Origin of the sequence: Stutzerimonas stutzeri, assembly GCF_002890915.1 — a bacterium.
GTDB lineage: Bacteria > Pseudomonadota > Gammaproteobacteria > Pseudomonadales > Pseudomonadaceae > Stutzerimonas > Stutzerimonas stutzeri_AF.
The window spans coordinates 198,517-219,392 of the sequence record NZ_POUT01000005.1; the positions used below are offsets into that span (position 1 = coordinate 198,517).

The window sequence follows — 20,876 nt, forward strand, 5'->3', positions numbered from 1 at the left end:
GTACAATGGCAACAAGCCGCACTTCAGCGCTCCCTGCTGCCCTCGACCTCCTCGGCCATGCGCGCCAGGCCCAGGTGGCGCACGTCGGTACCGCGCACCAGGTAGATCACCAGCTCGGCGATGTTGCGCGCGTGGTCGCCGATGCGCTCGAGCGAGCGCAGCACCCAGATCACGCTGAGCACGCGGGAGATCGAGCGCGGGTCTTCCATCATGTAGGTGACCAGCTCGCGCAGGGCGGTCTTGTACTCGCGGTCGACGGTCTTGTCGTACTGCGCCACCGACAGCGCCAGCTCGGCATCGAAGCGGGCGAAGGCATCCAGCGACTCCTGCACCATCTTGCGCACCTGGTCGCCGATGTGGCGCACCTCGACGTAGCCCTTGGGCGACTCGCCCTCCTCGCACAGCTGGATGGCGCGGCGGGCGATCTTGGTCGCCTCGTCGCCGATGCGCTCGAGGTCGATCACCGACTTGGAGATGCTGATGATCAGCCGCAGGTCGGAGGCCGCCGGCTGGCGGCGGGCGAGGATGCGCACGCATTCCTCGTCGATGTTGCGCTCCATCTGGTTGATCTGGTCATCCACCTCGCGCACTTGCTGGGCCAGGCCCGAGTCGGCCTCGATCAGCGCGGTGACCGCGTCGTTGACCTGCTTCTCCACCAGCCCGCCCATGGCCAGCAGGTGGCTGCGCACCTCCTCCAGCTCGGCGTTGAACTGCTGGGAGATGTGTTGGGTGTGGCTGTCTTTGTTGATCATCATCGAGCCCTTGCGAAACTGTGGTTCTCTCGCCGGACGAGCCGGCCCTTGGCAAAGCGTGCTGCGCTAGGAGGCGGCGCGCAGACAGTACAAACGAGTACGGCAAGCGCCGCCGACAACGCGCAGCGCGGTTTGCCATGGCCGGCTAGCCGTAGCGGCCCGTGATGTAGTCTTCCGTCTGCTTCTTGGCCGGGTTGGTGAACAGCGTATCGGTATCGCCGTACTCGATCAGCTTGCCCATGTACATGAACGCGGTGTAGTCCGACACCCGCGCCGCCTGCTGCATGTTGTGGGTGACGATGACGATGGTGTACTTGGCCTTGAGCTCGTAGATCAGCTCCTCGACCTTGAGCGAGGAGATCGGGTCGAGTGCCGAACTCGGTTCGTCGAGCAGCAGCACTTCCGGCTGCACGGCGATGGTGCGGGCGATCACCAGGCGCTGCTGCTGGCCGCCGGAGAGGCCGAGGGCCGACTCGTGCAGGCGATCCTTGACCTCGTCCCACAGCGCCGCGCCCTTGAGCGCCCATTCGACGGTTTCGTCGAGCACGCGCTTCTGCTTGATGCCCTGGATGCGCAGGCCGTAGACGACGTTCTCGTAGATGCTCTTGGGGAACGGGTTGGGCTTCTGGAACACCATGCCGACGCGCCGGCGCAGGTCGGCGACGTCCTCGCCCTTGCGGTAGATGTTGTGGCCGTCGAGGTTGATCTCGCCCTCGATGCGGCAGCCATCGACCAGGTCGTTCATGCGGTTGAAGCAGCGCAGCAGGGTCGACTTGCCGCAGCCGCTGGGGCCGATGAAGGCGGTCACGCGCTGCCGGGGGATGTTCATGCTGACGTTGTACAGCGCCTGCTTCTGGCCATAGAACAGGCTCAGGTCGGGCACCTCGATGGCTACCTGCTCGGTGGCCAGGTCCAGGCTGCGCTTGTCACGGCCCAGCGCGGAAATGTCGATGGCATGGGTGTTCGGTTGCATGTGCTCACTCCGGGAAGAGCCTGAAGCTGAAAGCCTGAAGCTGGAAGTCGAAGCGCTCTTGCTTCCAGCTTCAGGCTTCTAGTTTCCAGCTAACGATTAGTGATCCAGCGCCTTGTACTTCTCGCGCAGGTGGTTGCGGATGTAGATCGCGCTGAAATTGAGCGCGGCGATCACCAGTACCAGCAGCAGCGCGGTGGCGTAGACTAGCGGGCGCGCGGCCTCGACGTTGGGGCTCTGGAAGCCGACGTCGTAGATATGGAAGCCCAGGTGCATGATCTTCTGATCCAGATGCAGATAAGGGTAGTTGCCGTTGAGCGGCAGGTTCGGCGCCAGCTTGACCACGCCGACCAGCATCAGCGGCGCCACTTCGCCGGCGGCGCGGGCCACGGCGAGGATCAGGCCGGTCATCATCGCCGGGCTGGCCATCGGCAGCACCACCTTCCACAGCGTCTCGGACTTGGTCGCGCCGAGGGCCAGCGAGCCTTCGCGGATCATCCGCGGGATGCGCGCCAGGCCTTCCTCGGTGGCGACGATGACCACCGGCAGGGTGAGGATCGCCAGCGTCAGCGAGGCCCACATCAGGCCCGGCGTGCCGAATACCGGCGCCGGCGCGGCTTCGGGATAGAACAGCCGGTCCAGCGAGCCGCCCAGCACGTAGACGAAGAAGCCCAGGCCGAACACCCCGTAGACGATCGACGGCACCCCGGCGAGGTTGTTCACCGCGATGCGGATGATCCGGGTGAGCAGACCCTGCTTGGCGTACTCGCGCAGGTAGACCGCGGCGATCACGCCGAACGGGGTGACGATCACCGCCATGATCAGGGTCATCAGCACGGTGCCGAAGATCGCCGGGAACACGCCGCCTTCGGTATTGGCCTCGCGCGGGTCGTCGCTGATGAATTCCCACAGCTTGGCGAAGTAGAAGCCCAGCTTGTCCAGGGTCGACATGGCATTGGGCTGGAAGGCGCGCACCACCTTGCCCAGGCTGATCTCCTGCTCGCGGCCGTCGGCGGTACGCACGCCGATGCTGTCGCGGTTGAATTGCTGCTGCAGGGCGACCAGCTTCTCTTCCAGCAGCCGGTACTCGGCGTCCCACTGGGCACGCTCGGCATCCAGTTCCGCCTGGGTCGCGACGTCCAGGCGGTCGTCAAGTTCCAGCTTGCGGGTCTTCAGCCGCAGCCGCTCGAGGCCGTGGTTGATGCGGCCGATGTCGGTCTTCTCGACCCGCGAGATCTGCGCGTACAGTGCGGCGACGCGGTCGATACGCCGTTGCAGCTCGGCCCAGGCGCCCTCGCCCTCGGCGACCAGCTGGCCGCCCTCCTTCACATTCAGCAGGTAGCCGTAGAAATTGCCCCATTCGCGACGCTCGAGGACCATCAGGTCGGCGGGCTTGCGCGAATCGCTCAGCCATTCGCCGACGATCCAGGAGAAATCCGCCCCGTAGACTTCGCGGTTGCCGACCTTGAGCAGCTCGCGGGTCATGAACTCGCCGCCTTCGACGTTCACCGGCAGGCCGCTGGCCGCCAGCCGCGCGCGCGGCACTTCCTCGGCCTGCACCACTTCGCCGGCCAGCAGACGCGGCTCGCTGCCGGGCATCTGGTACTCGGCGACGATCACATCGGCCGGCCAGAAGTGCGCCAGCCCGCGCACGGCGATCACCGCCAGCAGGCCCAGGGTCATGATCACCGCGATGGACACCGCGCCGGCGTTCATCCAGATCCAGGGTGTGCCGCTCTTGACCCAGGTGTTCAACGAATCCTTTTTCACGGATCGATACCTTTTTGCGAAATCGGGTTACAGGCTGGCGTATTTGCCGCGCAGGCGCTGGCGGATCAGCTCGGCCAGGGTGTTCATCACGAAGGTGAACATCAGCAGCACCAGGGCGGCGAGGAACAGCACGCGGTAATGGCTGCTGCCCACCTCGGACTCGGGCATTTCCACCGCGACGTTGGCGGCCAGGGTGCGCATGCCCTCGAAGATGTTCGCCTCCATGATCGGCGTGTTGCCGGTGGCCATCAGCACGATCATGGTCTCGCCCACCGCGCGGCCCATGCCGATCATCAGCGCCGAGAAGATGCCCGGGCTGGCGGTCAGCAGTACCACGCGAGTCAGTGTCTGCCAGGGCGTGGCACCCAGCGCCAGCGAGCCGAGGGTCAGGCTCCGGGGCACGCTGAACACCGCGTCCTCGGCGATCGAGTAGATCGTCGGGATCACCGCGAAGCCCATCGCCAGGCCGATCACCAGGGCGTTGCGCTGGTCGAACGGGATGCCCATCTCGTTGGACAGCCACAGGCGCATGTCGCCGCCGAAGAACCAGTTCTCCAGGTGGCCGCTGATTTCCAGCGAGCCGAAGCCGATCAGCAGGATCACCGGAATCAGCAGTACCGCTTCCCAGCCATCCGGGATCGCCAGGCGCACGCCCTGCGGCAGCCGGCTCCAGGTCCAGGCGGCGAAGAGGATGCCCAGCGGCATCAGCAGCAGCAGGCTGAAGATGCCCGGCAAATGGTTCTCCAGGAACGGCGCGAGGAACAGGCCGGCGAAGAAGCCGAGGATCACCGTCGGCAGCGCCTCCATCAGCTCGATCACCGGCTTGACCTTGCTGCGCAGCGACGGTGCCATGAAGTAGGCGGTATAGAACGCCGCGCAGATCGCCAGCGGCGCGGCCAGCAGCATCGCGTAGAACGCCGCCTTGAGCGTGCCGAAGGCCAGCGGCGCGAGGCTCAGCTTGGGCTCGAAGTCGCTGTTGGCGGAGGTCGACTGCCAGACGTAGTCGGGCTCGGGATAACTCTCGTACCAGACCTTGCCCCACAGCGCGCTCCAGGAGATTTCCGGGTGCGGGTTGTCGATCACGAAGCGCTGCAGCCCCTGCTGGGACTCCACCAGCAGGCGGGTCGCCCGCGGCGACATGGCGGCCAGCGCGGCGCCCTCGGCGACCTGTTCCCGGACCAGGGTGCGGTGCGCGGTGCTGTGGAAGACGCCCAGGCTGCCGGCATCGTCCAGGGCGAGAAAGCCCTTGCGACGCTCTTCCGGCAGGATCTGGCGGATCGGGCTGCTGCCCAGCTTGAAGTTGCGCACGTTCTTCAGCTCGGCCTGGCCGTCGGCGCCACGCACCATGAACCACTGGCCGATGCCGCCCTTGGAATCGCCGATCATCAGCGAGATGCCGCCCAGCAGCGGGCTGGTGCTGGTGATCTCGCGGCTGTCGCCGACCAGCTTGTAGCGGCCGTTGAGCTGCTTGCGGCGCAGGTCGAAGACGTCCGCGCTGGACCTGCCGCTGATGGCGTAGAGCCAGGCATGGCGGGGATCGATCAGTAGCTGGCGGATCGGTTCGGCCAGCTGCGGCAGATCCAGGCGCTCCTGCTCCAGGCTCACTTCGCCGGTCAGCAGGTTCTCGCTGCTGCTGATGCGCTGCGCGTGCAGCGCGGTACCGGTGGCACCGGCGACCAGCAGGGTCTTGCCGTTGAGGCTGATGGCCGCCCGCTCGATCGGACGGCCTTCGGGGTCGAGCTGCAGCGGCTCGTTGCCGAACGGATAGGCGAGTTCGGGGGTGATGGTCTTCTGGTTGTTCGGGTAGCTGACCTTGTAGTTGTGCTCGACCACCAGCGCCTGCCCATTGTCCAGGCCCAACACCAGCCGGCGCGTACCGGGCGTGTCCTGGCCCACCGAGACGATATGGCTGCCGGCCGGCAGCGGCAGGGCCTGGCTCGACAGCAAGGTGCCCTCACGCAGGCTGAAGAAGCGCGCCTGGCCATCGGCGCCCAGGCGCAGGGCCACCTGGTTCTGCTCCTCGATGGCCAGCAGCAGCGGCGCACCGGCCTCGGCCAGCCAGGCCGGCTGCTGGGCCGCGCGGGCCTCCAGCTCGGCGCCCTGGAACATCGGCAGGACCACCTGCGCCAGGTAGAAGAAGATCAGGGTGATGGCACCCAGCACGGCCAGCCCACCGATGGACACGTACCAGCGTGCCAGGTGGTCTTTCAGCGCCCGGATACGGCGTTTGCGCTTGAGCGACGACGTGTTGAAGTCCAGCCGTTGCACATCGGAATTCGCGGTCATGTTCTCTATGTCGTTCATGCCAGGGTTCCTGGGCCTGAGCGGCCCTTCGGGACGCCTAATTTAGTGAATCCGTGTGACAGAAAAATTACAGCTAGGTGACGCGCCGAAGCCCGCCAGCGCGTATCGCGTGGCGGGCCCCTGCGCGAGGCCGGCACTTGTGCCGCCGGCCGCTGCAAACCTTAGAACCTATTTACGATCTCGCGAGCTAGAGCCCTGCAAGGCAAAAACAGGCGAGGAAGCGGAGTTTACGAGTGTAAATGAGCATTCCGAGCCTGTTTTTAACGCAGCAGGGCCGACGCGCAGCAGATCGTAGACAGGTTCTTACAGACCCAGGTCCTGCAGCGTCTTATCCACCACCTTCTTCGGCAGCGGGATATAGCCGTCCTTGACCACGACGTCCTGGCCCTGCTTGGACAGCACCAGCTTGAGGAACTCGGTGTCGATCGGGCTCAGCGGCTTGTTCGGCGCCTTGTTCACGTAAACGTAGAAGAAGCGCGCCAGCGGGAACTTGCCAGCCAGGGCGTTTTCCTCGTTGGCTTCGAAGGCCTCGCCGCCCTTGGACAGCGGTACGGCGCGGACGCTGGAGGTCTTGTAGCCGATACCCGAGTAGCCGATGGCGTTCAGGGTGCTGGAAATCGACTGCACCACCGAGGCCGAACCCGGCTGCTCGTTGACGTTGGACTTGAAGTCACCCTTGCACAGGGCTTCTTCCTTGAAGTAGCCGTAGGTGCCGGATACCGAGTTGCGACCGAACAGCTGGATCGGCTTGCTCGCCCACTCGCCGGTCAGGCCCAGCTCGCCCCAGGTCTTGATGTCCTGCTCGCCACCGCACAGGCGGGTGCTGGAGAAGATCGCGTCGACCTGCTCGATGTCCAGGGACTTGATCGGGTTGTCCTTGTGCACGAACACCGCCAGGGCGTCGATGGCTACCGGTACGGCGGTCGGCTTGTAGCCGTATTTCTCTTCGAAGGCCTGGATCTCGTTATCCTTCATCGGACGGCTCATCGGGCCCAGGTTGGAAGTGCCTTCGGTCAGCGCCGGCGGTGCGGTGGAGGAACCGGCCGCCTGGATCTGGATGTTGACGTTCGGATAGCTGCGCTTGAACTCTTCGGCCCACAGCGTCATCAGGTTGGCCAGCGAATCGGAACCGACGCTGGAGAGGTTGCCGGAAACACCGGACGTCTTCTCATAGCTCGGCAGCGCCGGGTCTACCGCGGCCACCGCGCTTGCAGCGCCCACGCCAGCGGCAACGAAGGTCAGGGCCGCCATCAAACGATTCAGTTTCATACCTTGCTCCTAGCAGGTGTGTGCTCGAGTGTGTTGGAACGGGGGCCAGTATCTGCAGGCCGTATGAACACTCTATGAAACCCATGTGACAATCTGGTGACGGCGAGCAAAACGGCACCGCGCCGGTCGCTGCCCCGCCAAGCAGCCGTTATACTCGGCTTTCGCCCGCCCTAGCGCGGGCTTTTCGCGCCAGAAAAACAATCGCCGCGAGTCCGACCGATGAAAGAATACGAACAGGAAGATCCGATCCCCCAGGGCGACCTGGCCTTGCAGCTCACCGCGTTGCCGCGGGAGACCAATGGTTTCGGCGACATCTACGGCGGCTGGCTGGTCTCGCAGATGGACCTGGCCGGTACGGCCATGGCCAGCCGCGTGGCCGCCGGACGGGTAGCCACGGTGTCCATCGACCGTATGGCCTTCATGGTGCCGGTGGCGGTCGGCGCACAGCTTTCCTTCTATACCCAGACGCTGGAAGTCGGCCGCAGCTCGATCCGCATGCTGGTCGAGGTCTGGAGCGACGATCCGCTGTCCAGCGAATGGCGCAAGGTCACCGAGGCGGTGTTCGTCTTCGTCGCCATCGACGGCAGCGGCCGCACCCGCCCGGTACTGCCGCGCCGCTGAATGACCGCCTCAGGCGAACGCCAGGCGGTCGGCGACGACGAAGCGGTTCTTGCCCGTCGTCTTGGCCCGGTACAGCGCCGTATCGGCGCAGTGATAAAGCTGTTCGGCCTGCTGGTCGTCCTGCAGCGTGGCGATACCGATGCTGACCCCCACCCGTGACAGGGCGGCGCGCGGATGCGCGATATCGAGCGCCGCCAGCGCCGTCACCAGCTGCCGGGCGATGCGTTGCGCCGCCGCGCTGTCGCAATCGTAGAGCAGCAACGCGAATTCCTCGCCGCCGACGCGCGCCGCCTGGTCCAGCGGGCGCCGGGCGAAACCGGCGAGCAGCTCGCCGAACGTGCGGATCAGGGCATCGCCGGCCGGATGGCCGAGGGCATCGTTGTAGGCCTTGAAGTCGTCCAGGTCGAGCAGCAGCAAGGTCAGTGGCAGGCGATCCCGGCGCGCCTGGGCGATGCGCTGGCGCAACGCCAGGTCGTGGCTGCGCCGGTTCGCCAGGCCGCTCAGGGCATCGTGCTCGGCGACCCAGCCCAGCATCTTGCGCATCAGGAACTGGTCGCGCTGGGAATACTCGTGAACGTAACGGCTGATGCCGCCGATGATCAGCAGCAACAGGTAGTAGCTGACCGCGATCCAGTGCTCGGGCATCTGCTCCGAAGACAGGATCAGACTGGCCATCAAGACATCCGCCAGCACGATCAGCAGCGCGCACAGCAGTGCCCACCAGAAGGTCACGCCGAGGAAGAAGAACGAACTGACGATCAACAGCCCGGCGCCGTAACGGAAATTCAACGCCGACTCGAGCGCCTCGAACTGGACGTCGATCAGCGCCGCCACGATGCCGATCAGCACCAGCAGCAGCGGAAAGATCCGGTTCGCCTGGGCCCGGAAGGCACGGCTGTAGAACGTCAGCACCAGCACGATGGCGCCGGGGGCGATCTGCACGCTGCGCAGCAAGGTCAGCGTGCCCAGCCAGCCGGTGTCGGCGATATCGAAGAACGTGCGCTCGCAGTAGAGATAGCCCGAGACGGCGACGATCAGCAGCAGTGCGGCGAGGCGTTGCGAGATTCGCGCATGGCGGTCGAGATAGCGACGAAACTCCTGCTCCAGCGCCGGCGTGAACCTGAGCAGGCGGAAGCCGCCATGCAGCTGGCGGCCATAGGGCGTGTCGCGAAACCCCTCTGCGGAAGAGTGCTCGTTGGTATATCGCATCGGGAGGAAGCTCGCTGTTTCGGCAAAAGCATGATATCACCTGGCCATTATTCGATTGAATGCATTCCGACCGGCGTAACGATGGCAAAGGCGCCGGATGCTGGGCGGAGGCTTGCACTGGCCGTTACCAGCATCGAAGATTCGCTCCACATGCATTGCTGGATGTATCCGTGACCGCCCTCTTGCTTGCCCTCTGGCCCCTGTTCGCCCTGATCGTCGCCGGCTACTTCCTGCGCCTGCGCGAGTTTCCCAGCGACGCCTTCTGGCCCGGTGCCGAACGCCTCAACTACTTCATCCTGTTCCCTGCCCTGCTGTTCAGCAGCCTGGCCACCGCGCCGCTGGACAACCCCGCCCTGCCACGCCTGGCCGCCGCCGTGATGCTGGCGCTGGGCCTGGCGTGGCTCGGCCTGCTGGCCCTCAAGCGCCTGCGCGGCTGGCCGGCGGCGCGCTTCGGCGCGCTTACCCAGGGTGCACTGCGCTTCAATACCTACCTGGGGCTGGCCGCGGTCGGCAGCCTGTTCGGCAAGGAAGGCCTGGCGCTGGCGGCGCTGATGCTGGCGCTGATGGTGCCGACGGTGAACGTCATGTCGGTCTGGGCGCTGACCGCCGAACGCGGCGTCAGCGTGCGTTCGCTGCTGCTGCCGATCATGAAGAATCCATTGATCCTGGCCTGCCTGGCCGGCGCGCTGGTCAACTTCTCCGGCCTCGGCCTGCCGGGCGGCAGCGATCGCCTGCTCGGCCTGCTGGCCGCCGCCAGCCTGCCGCTGGGCCTGCTCTGCGTGGGCGCGGCGCTGAAACCGCAAGAGCTGAGCGGGGAAGTTCCGGCACTGGGCTGGAACAGCGCGCTGCGCCTGCTGGCGGTGCCATCGCTGACCTATGCGGTGGCACGCCTGCTCGGCCTGCCGGAGATGGAGACCACCATCCTCGTGCTGTTCTTCGCCCTGCCCACGGCGCCGACCGCCTACGTGCTGACCCGCCAGCTCGGCGGCGACAGCCACCTGATGGCCGGCATCATCACCCTGCAGACCCTGCTGGCCGCGGCGAGCCTGCCGTTGCTGTTGACGTTGCTCAACGGCTGAGAGCCTGAGGTGGTTTCAGCGCACCACCTGAGTCCTGAGCAGCCGCAGCAGGCCGACGGCGATGGCCACGCCGAGCGCCAGCATGACCAGCATCGGGCCCAGATGGCCGACCAGTTCCTGCAGCCAGACCAGGCCCTGGCGCACCACGGCGATGCCGAAGCGCATGCGCCCGGTGTCCTCGACGACATAGGCGCCTTGCTGCCAGATCTCGTAGGCGGCGTGCAGCGGCAACAGCGCCAGTGGCAGCAGCAGCAGGCACAACCAGTAACCGGTACGCCGCCGCGGGCCCAGCAAGCCCCAGGGTTGGTAGAAGGCGCGGATCAGCTGGAAGAAACAGAACGCGTAATAGGCTGTCAGCAGCACGAAAAAGCCGCTGCTCAGCCCCGGCTCGGCCAGCGCCGCCAGGATCGCGACGCCGCCCAGCAGCAGGCTGAGCAGCGCCCAGATCGCGAAGAATATGCTTTTCATTCCCTGTCCTTTACCGTCGGTTCGCGGCAAAAGCGCATCGGAACAGAATTCGTCGGGCGATACGTTCAACCGCTTCACGGAAACGGGGTGAAGCGATCGGCGTTTCGATGATGGTGCCTGGGGTGTACGGCTAACGGACGCCGTAGGTTGGGTTGAGGAGCGAAGCGACGAAGCCCAACAGCTTCGTACCGATCCCGGTTGGGCTTCGCTGCGCTCAGCGCCAACCTACCCGGAACGCCCGACCGCTCGAACATCGGTGAGGCAGGCCGCCCAACGGGGATCGGAACGCTCGGCAAGCGATTTGCCTGCACAGGCCTGTCCCAAGCCAGCAACCACATTCCTTAGAACAGACTGAGCTGATCCACCGGCTCGGCGCCTGCCTCCGGCGCGTCGGCGGGACGCTCCGTCGCCGCCAACGCCAGCCGCTCGGCCAACCCCGCCGCCCGCTCGGCGCGGGTGGCCACAGCCTCCTGCAGGCGTTCCGGCAATGCCCAGATCTCCACCTTGCGCTTGGCGCGAGTGATCCCGGTGTAGAACAGCGCGCGCGTCAGCAGCGGGCTCGGCTGCTCCGGCAGCGCCAGCAGCACCTCGGCGAATTCCGAGCCCTGGCTCTTGTGCACGGTCATGGCGAAGGCGCTGTCGTGGCTCGGCAGCCGCGCCGGGGCGAAGCCGCGAAAGCCCTCGTCGCCCTCGAAGAATACCCGCAGGCCCTGCCCGGTCTGCAGGCACAGGCCGATATCGCCGTTGAACAGGCCCAGCGCGTAGTCGTTCTGCCGTACCATCACCGCGCGCCCCGGATACCAGCGCTCGCGGCCCGGCACGCCGAGGCGGCGCTTGAGCCGCGCTTCCAGCGCCTCGTTGAGGCCGCCGACGCCGAAGGCGCCTTCGCGCTGCGCCGTCAACGCGCGGAAACCGTTGAACGCGGCGAACGCCGCCCCCGGCTCGCCCTGCCGCGCCGCCTGCAGGTAGGGCGCATAGCCCTGCTCCAGCCGCTCGACCAGCGCCGCCGGGCTGGGTGCGGCGTTCCAGGCGAGGTCGTCGCGCGCTTCGCGCAGCAGGCTCGTGCAGCCCCTGGCGTCGCCGCCGTTGATCCGCCGCGCCAGTTCGCCGATGCCGCTGTCGCCGGCGAAACGGTGGCTGTGGGTCAGCAGCAGCACCGCGTCGCCGAGGCGCGAGCGCGGCGCCTGCACCGGCACGGCCTGCCCGGTCAGGCGCTGCAGCTCGGCCGCCGCCTGCGCGTCGAAACCGCGTCCTTCGCAGAGCTCGGCGAATACCGCGCCGGCCTCCACCGCCGCCAGCTGGTCCTTGTCGCCGAGCAGGATCAGCCGCGCCCTGGGCGGCAGGGCCGTGACCAGCTTGGCCATCAGCGCCAGGTCGACCATCGACGCCTCGTCCACCACCAGCACGTCCAGCGGCAGCGGATTGGCCGCGTCGTGGCGCACCTTCGGGCTGTCGCCGCGGCTGCCGAGCAGGCGGTGCAGGGTGCGCGCCTCGTCCGGCAGCGCCTGCTTCAGCGCGTCGCTGAGCGGCAGCTCGGCCTTGGCATTGCGGATCGCCTCGGCCATGCGCGCCGCCGCCTTGCCGGTGGGCGCCGCGAGGCCGATGGCCAGGCGCTCGCCGCCGGGCTGTTCGAGCAGCGCCGCCAGCAGCCGCACCACCGTGGTGGTCTTGCCGGTGCCGGGGCCGCCGGAGATCACCGCCAGCCGCCGGCGCACCGCCTGCGCCGCGGCCAGCCGCTGCCAGTCGGGGCTCTGCCGGTTGAAGGCGAACAGCCGCGCCAGGCTTTCGCCGAGTTGCGCCTCGTCTACCTCCGGCGTATCGCCGGCGCGGGTCAGCAGGCGTTCGGCCAGTTGTTGCTCGTAGGCCTGGTAACGGGCGAGATAGAGCCGCTCGCCATCGAGGATCAGCGGCGCGTAGTCACCCGGGGCGCCGACCAGCGACGAAGCCTGCAGTTGAGCGCGCCAGGCGTCGAGGGGCGGCAGGGCGAAGTCGTGCTCCGGCCACGGCCGCTTGCCGGCCAGGCGCGCCAGCGGCAGGCAGACGTCGCCCTTGCCCAGCGCCTCGCAGCACAGCGCGCCGGCGACCAACACCGCCTCCGAGGCCTCGGGTTCGAGGCGTTGCAGGCTGGCGACGAAGGCGCGCTCCAGGGCGCCAAAGGGCAGATCGGCCAGATTCATGAGCGCGTCCTTCTACAGGCAGGAGCCAGCTTGCTGGCGATCCGTGGCGACTCGATGGCAGGCATCGCCGGCAAGCCGGCTCCTACGCGAATAGCGCTGGGTTCGATGGCCGCCGCGTGACGCTGGGCTGAAGCGGAACGCCGCTTGGCCCACCCTACACGATGATCGGGCATCATCACTGGCCCTCCTCGAACAATCGGTCCAACGCATCGAGCAGCGCATCGGCGGGCCGCGCGAAGTAGACGCCGGCCTCGGGCATGCCGCGCAGGAACAGATAGAAGGCGCCGCCCAGCTGCTCGTCGCGAAAATCCGCCAGGCGCTGGCGCAGGAAGCGCCGCAGCGCCACCAGGTAGATCAGGTACTGCAGGTAATAGTGCTCGGCAGCGAGGGCCTGCAACAGGCGTTCGCCGCCGTAGTAGCCGGCGTCCGGGCCGAGCCAGTTGGACTTGTAGTCGGCGATGTACCAGCGCCCGTCGTGCTCGAAGGTCAGGTCGATGAAACCCTTGAGGAAACCCTTGAGGCTGTCGAATTCCAGCCGCGCCGCCGCCTCGCGCAGCGGCGCGGCCAAGCCGTGGGCCGGGTCGCCGAGCAGCGCGCGCAGGCGCGCCACATCGAGCTGGCGCACCGGGAAGGTGAAGCCCAGCTCCGGCAGGCGCCGCGCCGATTGCAGCGCGGCCAGGCGCAGGCCGCGGCCGTCGAGGTCGGTGTCCAGCACCCGCTGCAGGTGCTCGCTGGCAACGCTCTTCCAGTCCGCCGGCAGGCCGTGGGCCTTCAGCGCCGGTTCGACCAGCTCGGCCAGCGCGCCCTTGCCGCGCGCCCAGTCTTCGAGGATGGCGTGCAGGCAGGTCCCGGCGCGCGCGCCACGCGGAAAGGCGAAGAAGCCGCTGCCCGGCTCGCCGGCATCGGGCATGGCCAGGGCGTCGCGATCTGGCGCCTCCATGTGCAGGCCAGCGGCCAAACCGGAGAAGCTGCCGATGCGCCAGGCACTGTGCAGGCTGCGTTCGAGCTGCGCCAGCCGTTGCGGCGCGGCGGCGCGGTGGCTGCCCTCGGCGCTGGCCTCGCGCGCCTCCAGCGGCAGGCAGGCCATGCCGCCGTGGCTGCCCGCCACCAGCCGTTCGATCGCCGCGCGCAGGCTGGCGCCGTCGAACCCGGCCAGGTGCGGACCGAGCTCGGCGAGGGCATCCGCGCCGGGCAGCTGGCGGCCGTGCAGCAGCCAGGCCAGGGCGCTGCTGTGCAGGCCTTCGCCCGCCAGGCTGCCGTCCTTCTTCGGTTTGCACAGGCTGACCGGCCCCCAGTGCAGCCAGAGCCGGTCGCGGGCGCGGGTCAGCGCGACGTAGGCCAGGCGCAACTGCTCGGCGAAGGTTTCCCGCCGCGCCCGTTCGAGGTTGTCCTCGAGCTGGTCGCTGCCAAGGTCCAGCAGCGGCTGGCCGTTTTCGTCATGGCAACGGGCGCTGTCGCGGTTCTTGCCCAGCAGCTTGCCGTCCCAGAGGAAGGGGCAGAACACCAGCGGGTATTCCAGGCCCTTGCTGGTGTGAATGGTGACGATCTGCACGCGCTCGGCATCGCTTTCCAGGCGCAGCAGCGCGTCCTCGCCGCCGCTTTCGCTGTCGCGCTGGGCGTTGAACCAGGCCAGCAACGGCTCCAGCCCCGGGCGCAGCAGGCTTTCGGCCTGCAGCAGTTCGCCCAGATGCAGCAGGTTGGTCAGCCGCCGCTCGCCGTCGACCCGCGCCAGCAGCCGTTCGGCCACCGCCTGCTCGTCCAGCCAGGCGCGGAACACGCGCATGAAGCCCTGCTGCTGCCAGAGCTGGTGGTAGCGCTCGGCGGCCTCGCGTTCGGCGTCCCACTGCTGCTGGTCGTCCTGGCAGCGCGCCAGGTCCGCCGCGCTGCGGCCCAGCAGGCGCGTGGCCAGGGCGTAGCGCAACAGGCCTTCGCGGCCCGGTTCGGCATAGGCGGCGAGCACCGCGGCGAGCTCGCTGGCCTCCTCGCTGCGCCAGACGCTGTCGCGCCCGCGGCGCACGCTGGGCACGCCGCGCGCAGCCAGTTCCTCGGCGACCAGCGCGGCCTGGCGGTGGTTGGCCACCAGCACGGCGATGTCACCCCCCTTGAGCGCGGTGAATTCCCCATTCATCTCGAAGCCGGCACGCCCCTGCGCCGCCGCGGTCAGTTGCAGCGCGATGCGCCGGGCGGTGTCGGCGGCAGCCAGTTGCGCGGCTTCGGCCTTGCCCAGCGGCTCGTCGCCGAGCCAGACCAGCGACAGCGGCGCGGCCTCTTCTTCCTCCACCAGACGCAACCGAGCGCGCGCCTTCTCGGCGGCCGCCACCGGCGGGTACTGCAGATCGGCCTGGGCGAAGGGCTGCGGATGGTCGAACAGGCGGTTCAGCGCCCCGATCAGCTCGGGCGTCGAGCGGTAGTTGGTCGGCAGGTCGTAGGGCCGGTCGGCCTGCTGCCGCGCGGTGAGATAAGTCGCCAGGTCGGCGCCGCGGAAGGCGTAGATCGCCTGCTTGGGATCGCCGACGAAGCACAGCGAGGCCTCGCCGCCGCGGGTGTAGATGCGGTCGAAGATGGCGTACTGGATCGGGTCGGTATCCTGGAATTCGTCGATCAGCGCCAGCGGGTAGCTGGCGCGCAGCGAGGCGGCCAGGTCCTCGCCCGCGGGCCCCTGCAGCGCCTGGTCGAGGCGGTTGAGCAGGTCGTCGAAGGCCAGCAGCCGTTGCGCCGCCTTGCGCGCGGGCAGCTCGCGGTCGAGCCGTTCGAGCAGCGCCACCTGCAGCGCGACCAGCCGCTGCTTGCCGGCCGGCAAGGCTTCGGCCAGTTGGTCGCCGAGCGTATCCAGCGCCTCGGCCAGCTCGCACAGGGGCGCTTCGAAGCCCTTCTTGCAGGCCTTGGCCAGGGCCCGCGCGCCGAGCTTGAGCAGGCCCTCCGGGGCGTCGAACATCGCTGCCGGGTCGGCGAAGTAGGCCTCCAGTTCGCCGTGCCAGAGCATGAACTTCACCGCCTTGTGCGTGCTCTGGCTGAGTCCGCCGTGTGCGTTCAGTTCCTCGACCCAGGCGCCGCCGGCCTGCTGCCAGAGTTGCGCGGCGCGCTGCCAGGCCGCCTCGACGCCGGACAGATCGGCCGGCGCCGCCAGCGCGCGCGGCTCGACGCGCAGGTAGGGCTTGCCCAGGTGGCTGCGCAGGCGCTGGCGTAGCGCCGTGGGGGTGATCCGGTTCTTGGCGAGGAAACGCGCCCAGGCCGGATCGGCGGCGGCCAGCTCGCTGCGCCAGGCGTCAGCAAGCAGCGCGTCGACGATCTCGCGGTCGTCGGCGGTCAGTTCGCTGTCGAAATCGCCGCCGGCCTCGAACGCGGCGTCCTGCAGGGCGCGCTGGCAGAAGCCGTGGATGGTGAAGATCGCCGCCTCGTCGAAACCGTGCACCGCGAGCAGCAGGCGCCGCCGCGAGGCCTCGTCGGGATAGCGCGCATGCAGCCGGTTGAGGAAGCCGTCGGCGCTGGGCGTGCCCTCGTAGACCGCCAGCAGCTCGGCCAGGCGCGCGCGGATGCGCTCGCGCAGCTCGGCGGTGGCGGCGGTGGTGTAGGTGACCACCAGGATCTGCCCCACCGACAGCTGGCGCTCCAGCAGCAGCCGGGCGTACAGCGCGGTGAGCGTCCAGGTCTTGCCGGTGCCGGCGCTGGCCTCGATCAGCGAGCGGCCGTCGAAGGGCGAATCGAGCAGGTCCAGGCTCATGCGTCTTGCTCCTCGTCCTGGGCCAGGGCATCCAGCGCCGGGCCGATCAGCGCCTCGGCCAGCGCCTCGAAGCGCTCGTCGAGCGGATCGCGGTCGCGGAAGGCCAGGGCGTTCCAGGGGTCTTCGCATTCGCCGGCGATGGGGCTGAACTCGCCGCCGAGCCAGGCCTCGCGGGCGCGCTTGCGGGCGGTGTCGACGGGCTCACTGCCGCGTGCCGGGTTGCGATAGCCACGGGCGAAGGCGTGGCTGCTGCGCGGCAACAGCGGCAGCGGCTCGCGGATGGCGCTGCGGTAGGCGGCCAGCCAGGGTTCGAGCAACTGCGCGGCGTTCGCCAGCGGACCGAGCCGCCAGTCGCCGGCCGGCGACAGCAGCAGGCTGTCGCGCGCGATCCCCGGCGTGGCGGACAGGTTGAGCAGCAGGTGGCGCAACCAGAACGCCGGCAGGTCCCACTCGCCGAGCCGGCCGAGCTTCCAGCCGAACAGCCCGCTCGGCGTCACCCCATCCAGCCAGCCGTGGACGCGTACGCCGGCCAGGCTGATGTCCACTGCCAGCGGCTCGGGCACGGCCTGCGGGCGCAGTTCGAACAGCCGCGGGGCGAAGGCGCGCACCGGCCCGCGCAGCTTGCCCCACAGCGCCTGGCCCAGCTCGCCGGGCGGCAGCCAGCCGGCGGCCGAGGCCAGGCGCCGCTCGTCGGCGTCGCTCCAGCCGTGTTCCAGGGCCTGCAGCGAGAGTTGCCGCAGGCCGTTCCAGGCCGGCAGTTCCAGTTCGAACGGCTCGTCGCTGGCCAGCGCCTGCCGGGTATCGGCCAGGCGCTGACCGAGGCGCTGCTCCAGCAGGAAACGTGCGGGATGGCGGAAGCACTGCAGCAACTGCGACGGCTCGAGGGTCAGCCAGGCCTCGTCCGGCTCGGCGAGCAGGCTGGCGAACGGCGGCGCTGGTTCCGGCGTCGCCGCCAGGCGCTGGGCTGCGCGGAACCAGGGGGCGGAAAAACCGGCGCGGGGCGGGCCGGCGAAGTTGCCCGGGGCGAAGGGTTGCAGCGGATGGGCGACGGTGATCGCCATGCTGGCTTTGCGCTCTTTCGGCAGCGAGGCATCGGTACTGGCGGGATCGCGAGCACGCTCGCTCCTGCAAACGGCAGTCATGTCCACCGCCTCCAGCACTTCGCTGAGCAGCACCGACGGCGGCAGCTCGGCGTTGTCGCGCGGGTCGCGGCCGACGTAGGACAGGTACAGCGCCTCGCGCGCCGAGAGCAGGGTTTCCAGCAGCAGGTAGCGGTCGTCCAGCCGCCGCGCGCGGTCGCCGCGGCGCGGATGGCGGGCGATCAGGTCGAAGCCGGCCGGCGGATTGCGCCGCGGGAAGGCGCCGTCGTCGAGGCCGAGCAGGCAGACCAGGCGGAACGGCAGGCTGCGCATCGGCACCATGGTGCAGAAGGTCACCGCGCCGGTGAGAAAGCCCGAGGCGCCGCCGCCCTGCTGCAGCGCGGCGCTGAGCTGCTGGTGCACCAGCTCCACGTCGAGCGGCCGCTCCAGGCCCGCCGCCTGCGCCTGCTCGCGCAACGCGGCGCAAGCCTGGGACAGCTGCAGCAGGGTATCGCCGGCCTCGCGCTCGTCGAACAGGCTGTCGATCAGCATCTGCAGATCATCGGCCCATTGCGCCAGCGGGCGCGGCCGCGCCAGCTGCTCGGCGAGCTGGCCGAGGCGTTCGACGAATTCCACCAGGCGCCCGAGCAGTTGCCCGCGCGCGCCTTCCAGGGCATCCAGCGGCCAGTGCTCGCCGAGCAGCGGCGCGGCATCGCCGGCCAGTTGCGGCGGCGCGGCGAAGCCCAGCAGCAGGCGGTCGAGGCCCTGGCGCCAGGTGAACGCGGCCTCGTCGGGCAGGCCGAGCGCGGCGCGCTGACGGCCGTCGCGGCCCCAGCGCACACCTGCCTCGCGCAGCCAGTCGCGCAGCAGCGGCAGGTCCTCGCTGTCGATGCCGGCACGGCGGGCGATGGCCGGCTGCTCCAGCCAGGCGAGGACTTCCTCGGCGGCGAAGCGGCTCTGCGCCAGCAGCAGCAACTGCAGGAAGGCCTCGATCAGCGGCACCTCGGCGCGCAGGCTGCGGTCGGCCAGGCTGTAGGGGATACGCGGCACGCCCTCGCGCACGGCGAACACCGCTTCGATGAAGGGCGCGTAGCGCTCGATGTCGGGCGTCAGCACCACCACCTGGTCCGGGCTCAGCGCCGGGTCGGCAGCGAAGCGGGCGAGCAGCTGGTCGTGGAGGATTTCCACCTCGCGCAGCGGCGAATGGGCGATGTGCACTTCCAGCGAGCGATCATCGTCCGCCAGCGTCATGCGCTCGTCCGGCAGCCGCGTGCGCAGGCGCAGGATGTCGTGCTGCAGGGCATGCAGCAGGCTGTCGTCGCGCAGGTCCGCGTCTTCGGAATACAGGCCGATCTCCTGGCCGCCGAGGCCGAACAGCGCATCGAAGAAATCGCGGCCCTGCTTGCCGAGGCTGGCCAGCAGCGGGTGGCCGACGTCGAGGTACCAGTCGTCCGCAGCACTTTCCGGTTGCCTCGCCAGCTCGCGCACATCGCGGATCTCGCCCCAGGCCTCGCGGCTCGGATTGAGCGCGCAGACCACCACGTCGATGTGCCGCGCCAGGCCGTCGAGCACCCGCAGGTGGTGCGGCGGCAGGCTGCTAATGCCGAACACCAGCAGCCGCTCGGGCAGCCCGGCGAGTGCTTCGTCGCGATACAGGCGCTGCAGCAGGTCGCCGAGCAGCCGCGCGCGGTGCGGGTGGCCATCCTTGGTCAGCTCGCGCCAGAGCAGCGCCTGCCAGGCTTCGTCGGGACCGAGGTCGAGGGTTTCGCCACGCTCCCAGGCCGCCAGCCAGTCGTCGCGGTAGAGCAGGTACTGGTCGAAGGTGTCGGCGATTTTCGCCGCCAGGCTCAGCCGCCGGCGCTCGTCGCCGCCGTCCAGGTACTGCGCCAGGCGCGGCGCCAGCGCCAGGTTGGCCGGCTCGCACAGCCAGCCGTAGAGGCGCCAGGTCAGGCTGGCCGGGGTGAACGCCGACTGCTCCGGCAGGCTGCCGAGCACCGCGCGGCTGAGGTCCCAGACGAAGCTGGCCGGCAGCTGGATGTCCAGCTGCATGGCGATGCCCTGCTTGCGTGCCAGCTCCAGGGTCAGCCAGCGGCCCATGCCCTGGCTCGGCACCACCACCCGCGCCGGGGCGAAGGGGTCGGCCAGCGGCTGGGCGAGCAGCGTGGTAGCCAGTTCGCCCAGGGTTTCCAGGTCGGGAGCATGGTAGAGGCTGAGCATGGACGCACCGCTGAGAACAGGAGCCGATAGGTTACAGGCCACCCGCGACGGGGGCGAGCCGCGCCTGCGGCCCGGACGCTGCGCGCGACGGCCCGCAGGATGGCCGCCCGGGACGGCAGGCTACAAAAACTACGCCTTTTGCCCGAGGCATCTCGTTCCGAGGGCCAATATCAATTCTGCCGATGGCCAATAGGATGGGTTGCGATGGGGTGATCGAAACGCCCCGCCCGCCAGGAGTCATCCATGAATCTGAATCTCAAGAATCTGCTCGCGCTTTCCATGGCCGCGGTGCTCGGCAGTGCCCCGCTGGCCTTCTCCGTGTCGGCGGCCGAGGGAACGGCGGCCAGACCGCTCGGCTCGGTCGAGCGCAGCCACGCCAAACAGGCCGCCGAGCTGCTCGACAAGGCCGTCGCCTACCTGCAGGCCAATGGCGCGGAGCAGGCGCTGGCCGCGTTCAACGACCGCAAGGGACCGTTCGTCATGGGCCAGCACTATGTCTTCGTGCTCGACACCCAGGGCAGCATGCTGGCCAGCAATGGCGCCTCGCGCAGCCTGGTCGGCCTGAACGTGGCCGCCCTGCAGGATGCGGCCGGCAAGCCGTTCATGCGTGAGTTCATCGACAAGGCGAAGAACGCCGACAGCGGGACGGTGGACTATCACTGGCTGAACCCGACGACCAACAAGGTGGAAAACAAGGTCAGCCAGTTCCGCCGGGTGGGTGAGCACATCCTCTGCGTCGGCTACTACATCCCGCGCGGCACGGCCGAACAGGCCAGGGCGCTGCTGGACAAGGCGGTGGCGCTGACGCGGGAACTCGGCCCCGAACGGGCCTTCGAGCGCTTCAACGATCCGCAGGGCGGCTTCGTGATCAACGACGAGTACGTGTTCGCCATCGGCCTGGAGGATGGCCGCTACCGCGCCAGCGGGAGTTCGCCGAACCTGGTGGGGCTCGATGTACGCGCGGTGAACGATGCCGCCGGCAAGCCGCTGTTCAAGGAGATGATCGAGCTGGCGCGCGAACAGGGCGAAGGCACGGTCGACTATGTATGGCGCAACCCGGCCACCAACGCGGTGGAGCAGAAGCATTCGCTGATCCAGCGGGTCGATGACGTGCTGCTGGGGGTGGGCTACTACGCGCCCAACTGAGCCGCCAAGCGCGGCCGCGAGGCGCTCCGCTGATGACAATTGTGTGAACGGCCGGCTCCCGGCGATGGTCAACCGTCCATAACCCCACAGCTCT

General features: G+C 68.7%; 13 protein-coding genes. 3 read left to right on the forward strand and 10 right to left on the reverse strand.

Annotation, left to right across the window (positions count from 1 at the left end; all coding sequences use genetic code 11):
* Positions 1-23: 23 nt before the first annotated feature.
* From phoU to CXK94_RS11345, 5 genes are all read right to left on the reverse strand, one after another.
* Positions 24-752, reverse strand: a complete 729-nt coding sequence (gene phoU, locus CXK94_RS11325; RefSeq protein ID WP_037043456.1) for a phosphate signaling complex protein PhoU — start codon at positions 750-752, stop codon at positions 24-26.
* A 145-nt stretch (positions 753-897) separates the two neighbouring features.
* Positions 898-1,725 (reverse strand): phosphate ABC transporter ATP-binding protein PstB, encoded by an 828-nt coding sequence (gene pstB / locus CXK94_RS11330; RefSeq protein WP_037043442.1) that lies wholly within the window; start codon positions 1,723-1,725, stop codon positions 898-900.
* Between the two features lie 96 nt (positions 1,726-1,821).
* Positions 1,822-3,492 (reverse strand): phosphate ABC transporter permease PstA, encoded by a 1,671-nt coding sequence (pstA, locus tag CXK94_RS11335; RefSeq protein WP_102894424.1) that lies wholly within the window; start codon positions 3,490-3,492, stop codon positions 1,822-1,824.
* Between the two features lie 27 nt (positions 3,493-3,519).
* Complete coding sequence (locus tag CXK94_RS11340) at positions 3,520-5,796, reverse strand: ABC transporter permease subunit (protein WP_102894425.1); 2,277 nt, start codon at positions 5,794-5,796, stop codon at positions 3,520-3,522.
* 303 nt (positions 5,797-6,099) lie between these two features.
* A complete protein-coding gene (locus tag CXK94_RS11345; protein ID WP_037043445.1) occupies positions 6,100-7,065 on the reverse strand; it encodes a PstS family phosphate ABC transporter substrate-binding protein in 966 nt (321 codons plus the stop codon).
* A gap of 219 nt (positions 7,066-7,284) precedes the next feature.
* On the opposite strand from CXK94_RS11345, the gene CXK94_RS11350 reads away from it, so the two are divergent.
* A complete protein-coding gene (locus CXK94_RS11350; RefSeq protein ID WP_037043447.1) occupies positions 7,285-7,686 on the forward strand; it encodes an acyl-CoA thioesterase in 402 nt (133 codons plus the stop codon).
* Between the two features lie 9 nt (positions 7,687-7,695).
* On the opposite strand, the gene CXK94_RS11355 is transcribed toward CXK94_RS11350, so the two are convergent.
* Positions 7,696-8,895, reverse strand: a complete 1,200-nt coding sequence (locus CXK94_RS11355) for a GGDEF domain-containing protein (protein ID WP_102894426.1) — start codon at positions 8,893-8,895, stop codon at positions 7,696-7,698.
* 170 nt (positions 8,896-9,065) lie between these two features.
* Between CXK94_RS11355 and CXK94_RS11360 the strand changes: the two genes are divergently transcribed.
* On the forward strand, positions 9,066-9,974 hold the full coding sequence (locus CXK94_RS11360; protein ID WP_102894427.1) for an AEC family transporter: 909 nt from the start codon (positions 9,066-9,068) through the stop codon (positions 9,972-9,974).
* A gap of 15 nt (positions 9,975-9,989) precedes the next feature.
* Here the strand turns inward: CXK94_RS11360 and CXK94_RS11365 are convergent, their stop codons facing one another.
* The 4 genes from CXK94_RS11365 to recC all read right to left on the reverse strand — a co-directional run bounded on the left by CXK94_RS11365 (position 9,990) and on the right by recC (position 19,636).
* Entirely contained in the window at positions 9,990-10,442 is a 453-nt protein-coding gene (locus CXK94_RS11365; RefSeq protein ID WP_102894428.1) for a hypothetical protein, read from the reverse strand.
* Between the two features lie 341 nt (positions 10,443-10,783).
* Positions 10,784-12,619: an exodeoxyribonuclease V subunit alpha gene (recD, locus tag CXK94_RS11370; protein WP_102894429.1), complete on the reverse strand. Its 1,836-nt coding sequence runs from the start codon at positions 12,617-12,619 to the stop codon at positions 10,784-10,786.
* A gap of 175 nt (positions 12,620-12,794) precedes the next feature.
* On the reverse strand, positions 12,795-16,340 hold the full coding sequence (gene recB / locus CXK94_RS11375; RefSeq protein ID WP_102894430.1) for an exodeoxyribonuclease V subunit beta: 3,546 nt from the start codon (positions 16,338-16,340) through the stop codon (positions 12,795-12,797).
* Positions 16,337-19,636: an exodeoxyribonuclease V subunit gamma gene (gene recC, locus CXK94_RS11380; RefSeq protein ID WP_102894431.1), complete on the reverse strand. Its 3,300-nt coding sequence runs from the start codon at positions 19,634-19,636 to the stop codon at positions 16,337-16,339. Before recC ends, recB begins: the two co-directional genes overlap by 4 nt.
* Positions 19,637-19,879: 243 nt before the next feature.
* Between recC and CXK94_RS11385 the strand changes: the two genes are divergently transcribed.
* Entirely contained in the window at positions 19,880-20,782 is a 903-nt protein-coding gene (locus CXK94_RS11385) for a cache domain-containing protein (RefSeq protein WP_102894432.1), read from the forward strand.
* The last annotated feature ends 94 nt before the right edge of the window (positions 20,783-20,876 follow it).

Excerpts from the sequence above, each read along its gene's own strand:
- CXK94_RS11365 (WP_102894428.1), bottom strand. The coding sequence starts at position 10,442 with ATGAAAAGCATATTCTTCGCGATCTGGGCGCTGCTCAGCCTGCTGCTG.
- phoU (WP_037043456.1), bottom strand. The coding sequence starts at position 752 with ATGATCAACAAAGACAGCCACACCCAACACATCTCCCAGCAGTTCAAC.
- CXK94_RS11385 (WP_102894432.1), top strand. The coding sequence starts at position 19,880 with ATGAATCTGAATCTCAAGAATCTGCTCGCGCTTTCCATGGCCGCGGTG.
- CXK94_RS11345 (WP_037043445.1), bottom strand. The coding sequence starts at position 7,065 with ATGAAACTGAATCGTTTGATGGCGGCCCTGACCTTCGTTGCCGCTGGC.
- CXK94_RS11350 (WP_037043447.1), top strand. The coding sequence starts at position 7,285 with ATGAAAGAATACGAACAGGAAGATCCGATCCCCCAGGGCGACCTGGCC.
- recD (WP_102894429.1), bottom strand. The coding sequence starts at position 12,619 with ATGAATCTGGCCGATCTGCCCTTTGGCGCCCTGGAGCGCGCCTTCGTC.
- pstB (WP_037043442.1), bottom strand. The coding sequence starts at position 1,725 with ATGCAACCGAACACCCATGCCATCGACATTTCCGCGCTGGGCCGTGAC.
- recC (WP_102894431.1), bottom strand. The coding sequence starts at position 19,636 with ATGCTCAGCCTCTACCATGCTCCCGACCTGGAAACCCTGGGCGAACTG.
- CXK94_RS11355 (WP_102894426.1), bottom strand. The coding sequence starts at position 8,895 with ATGCGATATACCAACGAGCACTCTTCCGCAGAGGGGTTTCGCGACACG.
- CXK94_RS11340 (WP_102894425.1), bottom strand. The coding sequence starts at position 5,796 with ATGAACGACATAGAGAACATGACCGCGAATTCCGATGTGCAACGGCTG.
- recB (WP_102894430.1), bottom strand. The coding sequence starts at position 16,340 with ATGAGCCTGGACCTGCTCGATTCGCCCTTCGACGGCCGCTCGCTGATC.